This is a genomic window from Chryseobacterium sp. GVT01B (assembly GCF_019970045.1).
Classification (GTDB): domain Bacteria; phylum Bacteroidota; class Bacteroidia; order Flavobacteriales; family Weeksellaceae; genus Chryseobacterium.
Window position 1 is genome coordinate 77691 of the sequence record NZ_JAHXYI010000003.1, and the last position, 12351, is coordinate 90041.

General features: G+C 36.9%; 12 protein-coding genes. All 12 read left to right on the plus strand.

What is annotated here, in order from left to right; all coding sequences use genetic code 11:
- Nucleotides 1-20 precede the first annotated feature (20 nt).
- A complete protein-coding gene (locus tag LC457_RS07115; RefSeq protein ID WP_223599222.1) occupies nucleotides 21-299 on the plus strand; it encodes a DUF2752 domain-containing protein in 279 nt (92 codons plus the stop codon).
- Nucleotides 300-583: 284 nt separating this feature from the next.
- Nucleotides 584-988, plus strand: a complete 405-nt coding sequence (gene tssD, locus LC457_RS07120; RefSeq protein ID WP_047378640.1) for a type VI secretion system tube protein TssD — start codon at nucleotides 584-586, stop codon at nucleotides 986-988.
- A gap of 149 nt (nucleotides 989-1137) precedes the next feature.
- Nucleotides 1138-3069, plus strand: a complete 1932-nt coding sequence (locus tag LC457_RS07125) for a type VI secretion system Vgr family protein (protein WP_223599223.1) — start codon at nucleotides 1138-1140, stop codon at nucleotides 3067-3069.
- A gap of 1 nt (nucleotide 3070) precedes the next feature.
- Complete coding sequence (locus tag LC457_RS07130) at nucleotides 3071-3241, plus strand: hypothetical protein (RefSeq protein WP_223599224.1); 171 nt, start codon at nucleotides 3071-3073, stop codon at nucleotides 3239-3241.
- 64 nt (nucleotides 3242-3305) lie between these two features.
- On the plus strand, nucleotides 3306-4283 hold the full coding sequence (locus tag LC457_RS07135; RefSeq protein WP_223599225.1) for a DUF2931 family protein: 978 nt from the start codon (nucleotides 3306-3308) through the stop codon (nucleotides 4281-4283).
- A gap of 31 nt (nucleotides 4284-4314) precedes the next feature.
- Nucleotides 4315-5727, plus strand: a complete 1413-nt coding sequence (locus LC457_RS07140; RefSeq protein WP_223599226.1) for a DUF2235 domain-containing protein — start codon at nucleotides 4315-4317, stop codon at nucleotides 5725-5727.
- Nucleotides 5728-5778: 51 nt separating this feature from the next.
- On the plus strand, nucleotides 5779-6822 hold the full coding sequence (locus tag LC457_RS07145) for a LysM peptidoglycan-binding domain-containing protein (protein ID WP_223599227.1): 1044 nt from the start codon (nucleotides 5779-5781) through the stop codon (nucleotides 6820-6822).
- 29 nt (nucleotides 6823-6851) lie between these two features.
- Nucleotides 6852-7340 (plus strand): DUF4280 domain-containing protein, encoded by a 489-nt coding sequence (locus LC457_RS07150; RefSeq protein ID WP_047387258.1) that lies wholly within the window; start codon nucleotides 6852-6854, stop codon nucleotides 7338-7340.
- Nucleotides 7341-7351: 11 nt separating this feature from the next.
- On the plus strand, nucleotides 7352-10171 hold the full coding sequence (locus LC457_RS07155) for an OmpA family protein (protein WP_223599228.1): 2820 nt from the start codon (nucleotides 7352-7354) through the stop codon (nucleotides 10169-10171).
- A gap of 4 nt (nucleotides 10172-10175) precedes the next feature.
- A complete protein-coding gene (locus LC457_RS07160) occupies nucleotides 10176-10799 on the plus strand; it encodes a hypothetical protein (RefSeq protein ID WP_223599229.1) in 624 nt (207 codons plus the stop codon).
- A gap of 12 nt (nucleotides 10800-10811) precedes the next feature.
- Complete coding sequence (locus LC457_RS07165) at nucleotides 10812-11522, plus strand: hypothetical protein (protein WP_223599230.1); 711 nt, start codon at nucleotides 10812-10814, stop codon at nucleotides 11520-11522.
- An 8-nt stretch (nucleotides 11523-11530) separates the two neighbouring features.
- Nucleotides 11531-12322 (plus strand): hypothetical protein, encoded by a 792-nt coding sequence (locus tag LC457_RS07170; protein ID WP_223599231.1) that lies wholly within the window; start codon nucleotides 11531-11533, stop codon nucleotides 12320-12322.
- Nucleotides 12323-12351: the final 29 nt, after the last annotated feature.

Consider the following 12351-nt stretch of genomic DNA (forward strand, 5'->3'; position numbering starts at 1 on the left):
AAACTTATAAAAACTCAGAAATGGATATCGATGATTTCATGCTTACCTGCCCCAGTAAAAAATTCCTTGGCATAGAATGCCTGGGATGTGGTGCCCAGAGAGCAATTGTACTGGTATTTGAAGGGAAGTTTTATGAAGCTTTTCAGATGTATCCTGCTGTGTATACTTTATTGCTGTTCCTTCTTACTCTTGGTTTGAGCTTTATAGATAAAAAAAGAAAATACAGCAATATTTTAATGATTATGGTTGTAATTAATCTTATTATTATGATCATTGGGTACATATATAAACATTATTAATTAAGAAGAGAGGAGCAACGTTTGATAGTGAGTTGGATGTGTGGATGGATTTCTTTTGCGTCCTGATTTACATAGGGTTGTGTAGAAAAATTTCAATAAAAAATGAAATTTATTAGATTAAAATTCTTATATTATTTTGTCGTATAGAATTTTTAAAATGTCGTAGAACTACTACAATTTATCAAACTGTTATCCAAAAACTTTTTAAATTAGAACATGAAGTCTATCTTTGTTATATAAATCCTATATCTGGGAACAGTTGTTAATGATTAAAATTTAAGAATATGGCAGGAAATTCAAGAGGAATCTTAAAATTCAATGGAGGAGAAGGTCAGAAGTTATTAAAGCTTAACTACAGCGTATCAAGATCTACGGACATTTCAGGACGTGTAGCATCTGATCCGTCAAACGCACTAATTAAAGTAACTATTGAAGCAACAGAAAAATCTGATGTTTTAGAAAGTTTACTGAACAGCAAATATAAACCTACCAACGGAGAAATAAACTTTAATAAATCTCACGAAGAAGGAACACTGATCTCTTTAAAGTGGGAAAACGGATATGTTATCCAGCATGAAGTAGACTTTGATGCGGTAGACAGCAACAATATGCTCATCAGCTTTGTAGTAAGCGCTGAAAGCATTACGTATGGAAACTCATCTTATGACGGACTTTGGCCAATGAGCTAAGTCTTTCATGAGCAAAAAATAAAAGACTGTCCTTAATAAGACGGTCTTTTTTTACCTTAGACTATATTCAGCAGGCGCTTTTGTTTTTATTTTTAAATTCCCGGCCCGTTGAATAATCGTTTAGAAAACTAATCAAATCACTTAAAAATATGTCAAATACACCTGGAAAATCACAAGCGACGTCTTTTCGTCCGACGCAGAATGCAGATGGTATTTCCGAAAACCATCATACAGGTATCAACCGCTTGGTGAAGCTTTCTCTTGTCATAGAAGGGAAAATTATCAAATATTATAAGCATTTTAAGCTTAAACAAAGCACCAAGCGACACCACGAATTTACGCTGACACTGGCACACGATACCCTGGGAGACAGACAGACCCATTCATTGGAAGAAGCCAATAAGTTTCTTGGAAAAAGGCTTACCGCTGTTATTTCTTATAAAGATATAGACAACAGTCCGGAAAGAACCTTTGTAGGAGTGATTACAGGAGTAGGATTCAGCCAGGAACAAATGAGCCTGGGAAATATTGTCCTTACCGGATACAGTCCTACCATTCTCCTTGATGGAGCACCACATATCCAGAGTTTTGGAGGTGCTCAGTCTGTAAATGTAGGAATTATTGCAGAAGAAGTGATCAAGCAGGGAATTGACAAAAGCCGTTTTGATATCAGGGTAGATGCCAATAATTTCTCTCAGATTATCTACAGCAGCCAGTATGATGAAACCCATTACAACTATCTGGCAAGAATGGCTGAAGCTTATGGTGAACAGTTCTATTATGACGGTGAAGTCTTACACTTCGGAAAACTACCTGCTCAGAACAAGCCCATAACCCTTACTTACGGAAGCAGCGCGAATGATATAAAAGTGGAATTAAAAGCTGTACACACCAAGCCGCAATTCTACGGATACAACAGCAATAAAAATGAAAGACTGACTTCCGGTTCAACACCGATCAAACATGTGGGTGATCTGGCAAAAACAGCATACAGTCATAACGAATCTATTTATAAAACGCCGGCTTTACAGATGGCTCCCATCAAAGCTACCACACACCTTGACGTTGAATATTCTCAGAAAAGTGCCTCCGGAAGCGAAGCTGTCAACGTTTTTTCCGTTTCAGGAAATACAACAGTTCCTTTCCTGCATCCAGGTTGTGTAGCGGATGTGCAGATGCGTAAACAGGATTCCAATGAAACCTCTTATTTTACCAGAATCATGATTACGGAAGCAGAACATGAGATTGACACCATAGGTCATTATAACGGAAGCTTCATAGGAATAGCGGCAGATACAGGATTCCTTCCAAAGCCCGAATACACCATTCCAAAGGCTGAGCCGCAAACCGCAACGGTAATTTCCAATACAGATCCCGAAGGACAGGGAAGAATACAGGTAAGATTTGACTGGCAGACCAATGACACCACTCACTTTATCCGTATGATGAGCCCTGATGCAGGAGGAACAGACCAGATTACCCAAAACCGTGGGTATGTAGCCATTCCGGAAGTAGGAGATCAGGTGATGGTCAACTTTGTTCACAGCCATCCGGACAGACCTTTCGTAATGGGAGGAATGTTCCATGGAGGTATTGCGTTAGGAGGAGGTGTAAACAATCACCTTAAGTCTATTCAAACCAGAAGCGGGATCAGAATTCTAATGAATGATGAAGAAGGTAGCGTAACGATTCTTGATCCGAGCGGAAATACTTATTTCATGGACGGACAGGGCAATATCAGCATGAAAGCACCTAAAAACTTTACTTTAAATGCAGGTGACAATATCAATATCACAGCCGGAAAAGAAATTTCAATAGGAGCAGGAGCTAGCATTACCAGCACCGCAAATGACAATATTGTTTCCATTGCAGGAAAAGATATGAAACTTACGGCTTCAGGAGATATTACGGAAACTTCCGACACCAGAACAGAAATGATTGAAAAAGAATTCAAGAGACAATCTGAAACATCCAACGAAATAGCAGGTGAAATTTCTATGTTCAGCGAACTGGAAAATATGACCATGCAGAGCGGAAAGATAGTAGAATTCAACAGTGCTGAAAAATCAAAACTTTTCTGATATGGCCATCATAAAAATAGCAACCAATCTGCGCATCACAGTTAAAGATTCTTACCATCTGAGCGTAGGAAAAAAGGTTGAAAAAATAGCAAAGAAAATCAATGTGGAAGCACACAGAGATAATCTGGTTTTAGCGAGTAACAAGAAGATTATGTCCCATGGTCATAAGTAAATATAACATACTGATTCTTTTTATAGTATGCTGTTTCTCATTAACGAATTGTCAGAATAAAAAAATGGAAGAAAAATACAATTGGCTGGGAACCGTTTCTGCCCCACAGGAATATCCGATGGAAGTATATGAAGGAGCTATCGTTGCTGATGGTTTTACTTACGCTTTTGATGCAATCTGGGGAACACAGAATACAGGATGGGGAAAAGAAGGAGGAACGATGAACGTGACCACCGAAAGAATGGACGCACCTCATCAGTTGGAATTCACATGGTATTCTTTGGTAGAGAAAAAATTCTATACCGGAAAATGGAATCTGGATAAAGAAAAGATCAAAAACCTTTTTGACGAAGGATTTGTAGATCAGGACACGAAAAAGAAATCTACCTACAGCTCATTTGTCGTAGGATTGGCTCCGCAGGGCAGAGTAGTCCTTTGGATGAAAGGAGCCGGGAATCAAAAAGAAATAGGAGCTTTTCAGGCTCATGATACGGTTATTACCAAAGAAAAAGCATACGATAATGCTCAGTACATGCTGAATGAAGGTTTTGCAGACAGAATGCTGAAAGATCCATCTTATAAGACATTCAAGCCGGAAGTGCGCGAAAAAATTGAAAAAGAAGGATATCCTGCAGCAGATATTTATAATGTATATAGAGAAAAATACAACTGGAAACCTTCAGTAGTTCTTCCTGAAGGAGCAACATGGATAGATTTCGGTTTTACCAATTATAACGGAGAACAGGAAAATCTTTTTGATCAGAGTTTGAAAGACAATATCTATAAAAACCGTGCTGTTCCAAGCTTCTGCGGTTTTTACTGGAAAGATAAAAATAATAACAGGTATGCAGTATGGATAGACGCTTTTGATGATAAAGAAATATTTGATCTATTTCAGAAACTAGGTAAAGATAAAAACATTGATCTTACCATTAAAGTCAATGAAGACAATACCAAAGTTTTAATATCCTTAGAATCTGAAAAAGAAAAACTAGCTGTTACCAAAGCAAAAATCAGGGTATCCCGAAAGATAGAATCATAGTATTCACTCAGTCAATTTAAAAACAAGAACTATGCACAACAATCAATTTGGAAGTTATACACCGTCTGTATCCAAAGAGGAAGTACTGGATATTACCATTGGGATTTTTTTTGACGGAACCTTGAATAATAAGACCAATACCGACGAAAGAAAAAAAGGTACAGAGGCCCATAAAAAACATGGTGGTAAATCTTCAGACAACACAAGCTACAACAATGATTGGAGTAATGTGGCCCGTATGTGGGATAATTATGATAAAAACTTCGGCATTTATATAGAAGGTATTGGTACAGAAGACAAAGAAGGAGATGCTACATTGGGATACGCTTTTGGAACAGGAGAAACCGGTATCAGATCGAAAGTGAGAAAAGGCTGTGAAGAAATCGTAAAAAAAGTGAAAACCATTAAAGCAGAAAAAAAAGCTGATAAAATTGCTGTTCTTACTTTCGATGTATTCGGATTCAGCCGTGGAGCTGCTGCCGCACGGAATTTTGTATATGAAATTGGAAAAGCAAAATATAAAGCTTCTTCCCGTACCGTTGCCAACGAAGCTGTTTCAGTGACCACTTATTCAGATGATGACGGTAAAAGTGTAGATTCGGAAGAACTTCCGAAATGGGGGCACCTTGGCCTTAAGCTCGAAGAAGCAGGATTAAAGGTAGATGTTTTAAAAGTAAGGTTTCTGGGGATTTACGATACCGTTTCTTCCTATTCAAAATATTTGTCACCAATGCCTAATTTCAGTAACGACGTAGAGGAATTAAGTCTGAATGATATCGGAAAAGCCCAGACTGTAGTTCATTTCATTGCAGAAAACGAGCATAGAGAAAACTTTGACCTCACAAGAGTACATATCGGAACTGAAAAAACATTCCCGGGTGTGCACTGCGACGTAGGTGGAGCCTATGAAAATGGAAGGGAAACCTGGGAAGAAGTGGAAACGTCATGGACTACCAGCAGCAAATTAGAAGCATTAAAAACAGAGCTTGAAAATGAAGGATGGTACGAAAAAGGTGAGCTTACCATTACTCCCGGATTCTATTTGTCATTAAGAGGAACACGTGATCTTGTGAAGACTTTCAGCTATATTCCTTTACATTTTATGGCGGAATATGGCATTGAGAAAAATCTTCCTATCACCTTAAAAAAAATGACGGACGATAAATATTCTATTTTGAATGATCAGTTTTTAATAGGAATAAAAGACCGTCTCAGAACTTACGTAATGGGAGATGGCAAACCTTATTCTTTCAGACATTATAAAGAACTGAGAGATGCCTATGGAGGAAATGAAGTCCCGGAAGACCGTCAGGATGCTTATCAGAAAGAAGTAAAGGAACAAGCTGATTTAAGAAAACTTCGCCATAAATACCTTCACTGGTCAGCAAGAAGGGAAAAGATCGGGATGGATCCGAGACCGAACAGAACAAGAGTTATCCACTAAACTTTAATAAAAATATCGTACAAAGAAAGAATTTGAAGCAGGAACATTTTTATGCAGAAATATAATATACATACCGTTCAGAAAGATGAAACTTTAAAAAGTATAGCCTCGCTGTACGGGTTGGATCAAGATGCATTAAAACTCTTCCATAATAACCACTGCGCTGTTAAGGACATGATCCTGATCAATCTTAACGGGCAGAAAGAACTTTTTATTCCCAGAACGGCGGTTGCAGATAAAAACATTCTGGTAAAATTCGGAAGAGGAAACAGCCTTGTTTTTCAGCCGGAAAATTCAATGCGAAGATACAGTGTAGTCATTACCATTGAAAAAGGAGAAAATAAGAGCGAATTAAAATATGAAACATCAGTTCGCTGGTTGAAAACTGAGAAAAGACATCATTTTTTTGAGATAGACAGAACATCGAACCTTTATCTCAATGAAGAAGAAGTCAATGAAATTGCAGATCTCCTGGCGTACAGAACCTCTAAGATTTTATACCCATTACAGATCAGCACAGATGAACAGGGAAAGTTTGAAGCAGTGGAAAATGCTGAGGTATTTATCAAAAGATGGGCGGCCGTAAAAGAAGAATTGTATAAAGAATTTGAAGGCCAAACCGTAGATGAATACTGCGGAAAGATTGAAAAAGTGATCAGCCAGCCTGAAGCAATTGATCTTTACCTTAAAAATGATTACTTCATCCGTACTTTATTCTTTGGAATATATCAGAGTTTCGGAAAAGAATACAAAACGGAGATGACAGCAACGTTTCCTGTAGTAGACAATGCAATTGAACCCAGATATAAGTTTACGCTGCAAACAGATCCGCTAAAAGGAGAAACAGGTCTGATTACTGTAGAAGGATCAGGCAAATTATATGAAGAAAGAGACATAGATGATTTTATAAGAAGATCACCTTTTTCATTGATTATAGAAGACGAACCTGTGATGAATGAAGAAGGAACTTTCAGACTCATAAGCTATATGAAAGGAGAAACTTCACTTCCGGAATCTCTTTACCTGGAATGTAGTATCATGCTGCAGGAAGAGAAAAAGATTTCAGTATCAGTTTCAGGAATTGATAAAAACTAAATTACCATTTCACTAAAGATAAAATTAATATGGCAGAAAAACATATTGTAGTACAGGGCGCCATGTGCAAATGCCAGTTCGGACAGGTTCCGGACAAACTGAAAGTACTTACACACCAAAAAGAATATGCCAATGATAAAAGCGCTTCCAAAAAACTGATCGTTACCACGAAAGAAATAGGAGCAGCCACATTTGAAAAAAATACATTCGGAAACTGTACCAAAATGGGAGTTCCGCCGCCACCTTGCAAGATCATGGTTACAGAATGGCAGAAGTTTTATGATAAAGTACAGCTCAGCAATGGCGGATATATCATTGTAGAAGACAGCAAAGCCGTTTGTGCCATTGCCGGAACTCCATGCATTGAGATTATAGACCACGGGCAGAGAGCAGAAGCCAGCCAGCAGAATTTTAAAAATGCAGATAAAGACGTCCAGCAGCAGATTAATCCGTTGGTGGATTCTGAAGAAATGTATAACGAACAGCCTTCAGGAGGAGGTCAGGATGGTGCAATCTAAATGATAAAACAATGGCAAAAGGCGTAAAAAAAATAAAAGTTGTAAGCGGACTGTATTATCCAAAAATGTCTGTATTAGGGCAAAGGGTAACAATAAAACCTGACCAATGGGTGCAGTTTGGTATTGACGAATGGCTGCCGGGTACTACAGATGCAGACAAAAAGAAACCTCTCACCTGGATGAGGCAGAACAGCAGCAAAAAAATTATTATCAATCAGATAACTTCTGCTACCGGATATAAGTTTTTAATAGGAAAACAGTTCTGTGGAAGTTATCAGTTTTATATTGAAGCCAGTCTTTCAGGAGTAAGAGATCCTAAAGGCAATACAGGAATATATGTAAAAGGCTGGTGCGATCCTAAAATTGTCAGCAGCAAATGGTCTACCCAAAAGAACAGCAAAAGCATAAAAAACAATAAAAAGACCGAGTTTATATCTTATGGACATATTGTTCACCTGAACCTGATGACAGAAGGTCTGAATGGAAATACAGTCAGTATTGAGCTTTGGAACCAGCAGTATGCCAAAAAAGATAAACTGGTGCATACCTACAATAATGTACAGGTAATAGATGGTGAAGTCAATCTGAAAATAGAAAATACATTTGCATGGATGGCCTATGTAGACAACATTCAGAATGTAGAAGAATTTTATGTTAAAGTAAAAGATACAGCATCAAAACAATACATCAAAGATAAAATTGGTGATGATCTTCATGCTATCTATCTGAATGTAAAAAATAAAATAGTTACCACCAATACCAACGGAGCCCAAAACCAGACGCCTACCAAAGTATATAAGCCGGATGTAAGCTCTGTAAGGCTTGAGCCATGCAAGTTTGAAGTCATCAAAATCACTGAAAATGAAACAAAAGACGGAAAAGCCAACAATACAATAGCTACAGTCTTTAAAAACGGAGATGGTATAAAACAGATAAAATCTGCAGCATTACAGGAACATATTCAGAGAACCATCTTCTATAAATTTGATTCTACGGTCATTGATAAAGATGGCGTTGCAATCCTGAATAATGTACTCAAATTCCTTCTTGAGCACAAAGATTCCACAATGAATCTCAGTGGCTATGCCTGTGTTATAGGAAAAGAAAATTATAACAGAGGACTTTCTCAAAGAAGAGCAGATGTTGTCAAAAAATTCTTTGCAGACGGTGGATTAGATCCCAGAAGAATTATTTCTGTAGGAAAAGGAGAAGTAGATCCTACAGATGATAAAATGGGAAGAGATAATATCAAATACAAAAATGAAAAAGACTACGAAAACAACCGTAGAGTAGATATTTCATTTGTGTTCAATGCCCATGATGCACAGACCATTCACTATGCTGTAGTCGCACCTACTTCAGCTACAAAAAAAGAGCTTATTATTGATGTTACAGGCTTTGACACCAACAGCTGTTTCAGAGATACCAAAAACAAACATAAAAAAGAAATTTATATAGTAGATGTAGGGCAGTCAATAGATAAAGGAGATACCAAGAAAAGCTTTCAGACCCCCACATTCCCTTACGAAGTCTATGCACCGCTGAGCAGATATAATTTTGGTGGTGGAGTTGGGTTTGATGCCCAATCAATGACGCTTATGCAGTATATTTGGCCTGCATCTTCCAGTCCGAATCAGTTTCACATGCATGTGCACACCTGCAGATATTACAGCAATGAGAAGCGGACTACCGTATTAATAAAAGCTTATCCGGATATAAAATGGAGATTTGCCTTCTTTATCAACCTGAGCAACAGCTTAAGTATAAAATGGCAGAAAATGACTCCCGAAAAGCATAAAGAACTTCGAAGTAAAGCATTAAGCCTTGCCAATGAAGAAAAAGGAAAATATACAGATGTAGAATTCGGGGTAGAACTTAAGGCTTCTTATGATAAACAAAAAGATGGAAGCTATTACTGCAAACCGGAGCTTACCCTGAAATATAAAGATAAGATCAGTAAACTGTTCTCTATTATTTCTTCCGTGAAAAAAATGTCTCAGGGGATTACCTCACAGACAAAAGGAGTAGTATCCAAAGGAGTAGGAAGAAAATTGCCATTTGATATAAGATTAAATGCACCCGCACTGTATTTCGGAGCAGAATGGGAAGCTGATGTCAATGAGGCACATTCAGACATAGGAACCAAGCTGATGCTCTTCATTGAAGCTAAGCCTTTGGTTGAGCTGGCTATTGTTTTTGACCTTTTGGCTTTAATTGTTCAAGCAGGAGTGGCAGTAGCTACAGCAGGAACAGGGAATGCACTTGCTCTGGAAATTTTCAATATGGTCAGAGAATGGGCAAGTAAGGGATATGAAACAGAAAAGGTAGTTATCAACTTTAAAATGTACATTGATCTTGAAGTAAAAGGAAAAGTAGATGGTGTTATTGACGGCTCTTTCAGTACTGTCAAAGATGGCGCAGAAGTGAATTTTGATCTGAGCTCAAACATCACTGTTGAATTAAAATCAGGACTTGAATTAAAAGGAATGTTTGTGGTCATTGGTACAGCAAAAAAACCGGAACTGGAAGGACATGTTGAAGGGAAATTAACTGCAGGAGCCACAATGGGAATTACGTCAGGTCATAAATTAAAATATGATTCCACTGCAGGAATTTATTATATTCCGAGTTTAAGCATAGATCCATGTGTGGGAACAGTCGTGATTATGGTAAAAGCAGGGTTTACCTACAAAAAAGTAAGCTCAGACTGGACTCCGGTGAACTATAACAGAACCCGTACATTTTTTGACGGATTCGATATTATGAAATATTTAGCAGAACTAGCAGGTTATGACAACAAAATGTTACTTTGGGAAAAAAAGAAAAAATAAAAATATGTTTCTACTTTTAATAATGTCATTGCTTATATCATGCAGTACGGCAAAGGAGGATTTGTCTGACGTTCTTTTTCCTGTAAAAAAAGAAAAGGTTTTAAATAATATTGACTATACAGAGAAAAAATCTATTTTGGATGAAAATCTTAACGCCTACCAGGTAAAAGATATGAATTCCTTTAGCCTTTATGGACAGTACTTTGCCAATGAAATAAAAAGTAATACAGCAACGTATGCCGGGAAAAATTATCTTGAACTTTTAGGAGATTCAAAAGAAATTAACGGATATAAAATCCATTTATATACCCGGAAAGAAAGTGAAAAACTGGAAAAATTACTTCTTGAAAAATTAGGAAAGCCAGCTTTTGATAAAGGAAATGAAGTAGAGCGGAATATCATCTGGGAAAAATCCGGAAAGATTTTTATTCTCAATAACGGAGATGCCGAAATACAAGGAGAAAAAACAAAAGAATCAGATTTGTTATGTTTAAATACTAACTTTACAACACTGATCATAAATGCTAAGCAGACTACAAAGTATTCCGAATACTTGAAATTCAGAATAAAAAACAATAAAAAGGTAGAAAATTATCCCTATAGTCTGTACGATAAAGAAGAAAATTAAATAAAAAATTGCATGAAAAAGATTGTTATATGCCAGATCGCGTTAAGTTTTGTTTTAATGAACTGTCAGGAAAAAGGAAAAGAAAAATCAGTTTCACAGGCAGAGAAGACAACCATAACCAGTAAACCAGTAAATCAAACCCAGGGAAAAATGGATTTTAAAGATCTTAAATTCGGAACCAATGGAGAAGACTTGCTCAAAGGAATTGGATTAACTGTTAATGACAACGCTTCAGGGGATTTTAATACCTCAGTGGATTATGTTGAATTTCAATTTCCAAAAGATAAAAATCTGAACCTGTCGTTATTTAATAACACCTTACAGTCTTCTACAGATGATGTATCCGTTTTTTATTCAAAAAATGATAAAAAAGTGTGGTGCTACGAAATGGTATTACAGAACAATCCCAATACAGATGCCATTCTGAGTGCAATTGAAAAAAAAGCAGGCCATAAAGCCGACTTTTCAGATAAAAAAGTAAATACAAAAGAAAGACCTATTTTCCTTGATGAAAACGGAGAATTCAAAACAGATCACATAGAAGAAACAATACAGGTTTGGGAAGATAAAGAAGCAAAAACAACTTTCTTCACCATCCACACCGTTAATCTTTCTAAGAAGCCCAATGAGAATACATTGAAGATCTTTGCCTTAGATAAAACCAGCCCGAAATATAAAGAATGGGTTTCTTACCGCAGTCTGGATATGTTTTACAACAAATAACAACAATAATGGCTAAAGAACCTTACTATACTATAGATTTTACCGCTGTTTATTGCAAATTTGAAGTGTTGGTTAATGACATTCCCGTTATTGCGATGGAAGCTGAGGGGCAAATGTCTCCCAATATTCCCGTTAACTTTGGAATAAGCAGCTCCGGTGAACAAAAACTTGAAATTAGACTGCTGCCGGTTGCAGGAGAACAGTATATAGATTCAAGAACAGCATTTCAATATACCATCAAGTTATTTGATGTGCTTAACGATAAGTTTGTTCATGAAAAAGACTGTGGTAATTTTCAGTTTTCAGAAAAGGAAACTGCAAAAAAATTACCTTCATTAACTCATAAATCATCCTTTCAGGCTGAAATTCCTTATGAGATGATGACATGGGAACAGAGCCGTGATCTACTGTCCATTTCAAAAGATAATTCTTACCTTGGTACCAGACTGGATCTGGCATACAGAAAAATAAGCGGTCTTATCAGCTCAAAACAATATGAATCTTACTTTGAAATGATCAGTAATCGCGAAAAAAATATGGCTGTATCCATGTATTTAAGCGATGAAGATTCAAGAGCAAGATTAAACAGTTTACTGGAAGATTTCAATAATGGCTTTAAAATGATGCCGTTGCCGGAAGACAGGGTTTTAAAAATCTATGGTAACGGAAAGCTGGCAACCTATAAAAAATTAAACGGAGAACCTGCATTTTTCCTTTATAAAGAAGAAACCGGTGAAGAGCTGATGCTGGAGCTGATGTTTCATATTCCCACGGGGAAAGAAGAATTTGAAGTTATTTAGAAAAGAAAAAATAATACCGGAATAATATA

Coding starts and splice junctions, on each gene's coding strand:
- LC457_RS07115 (WP_223599222.1), top strand. CDS start 21: ATGGATATCGATGATTTCATGCTTACCTGCCCCAGTAAAAAATTCCTT.
- LC457_RS07155 (WP_223599228.1), top strand. CDS start 7,352: ATGGCAAAAGGCGTAAAAAAAATAAAAGTTGTAAGCGGACTGTATTAT.
- LC457_RS07145 (WP_223599227.1), top strand. CDS start 5,779: ATGCAGAAATATAATATACATACCGTTCAGAAAGATGAAACTTTAAAA.
- LC457_RS07135 (WP_223599225.1), top strand. CDS start 3,306: ATGGAAGAAAAATACAATTGGCTGGGAACCGTTTCTGCCCCACAGGAA.
- LC457_RS07125 (WP_223599223.1), top strand. CDS start 1,138: ATGTCAAATACACCTGGAAAATCACAAGCGACGTCTTTTCGTCCGACG.
- tssD (WP_047378640.1), top strand. CDS start 584: ATGGCAGGAAATTCAAGAGGAATCTTAAAATTCAATGGAGGAGAAGGT.
- LC457_RS07130 (WP_223599224.1), top strand. CDS start 3,071: ATGGCCATCATAAAAATAGCAACCAATCTGCGCATCACAGTTAAAGAT.
- LC457_RS07165 (WP_223599230.1), top strand. CDS start 10,812: ATGAAAAAGATTGTTATATGCCAGATCGCGTTAAGTTTTGTTTTAATG.
- LC457_RS07150 (WP_047387258.1), top strand. CDS start 6,852: ATGGCAGAAAAACATATTGTAGTACAGGGCGCCATGTGCAAATGCCAG.
- LC457_RS07140 (WP_223599226.1), top strand. CDS start 4,315: ATGCACAACAATCAATTTGGAAGTTATACACCGTCTGTATCCAAAGAG.
- LC457_RS07160 (WP_223599229.1), top strand. CDS start 10,176: ATGTTTCTACTTTTAATAATGTCATTGCTTATATCATGCAGTACGGCA.
- LC457_RS07170 (WP_223599231.1), top strand. CDS start 11,531: ATGGCTAAAGAACCTTACTATACTATAGATTTTACCGCTGTTTATTGC.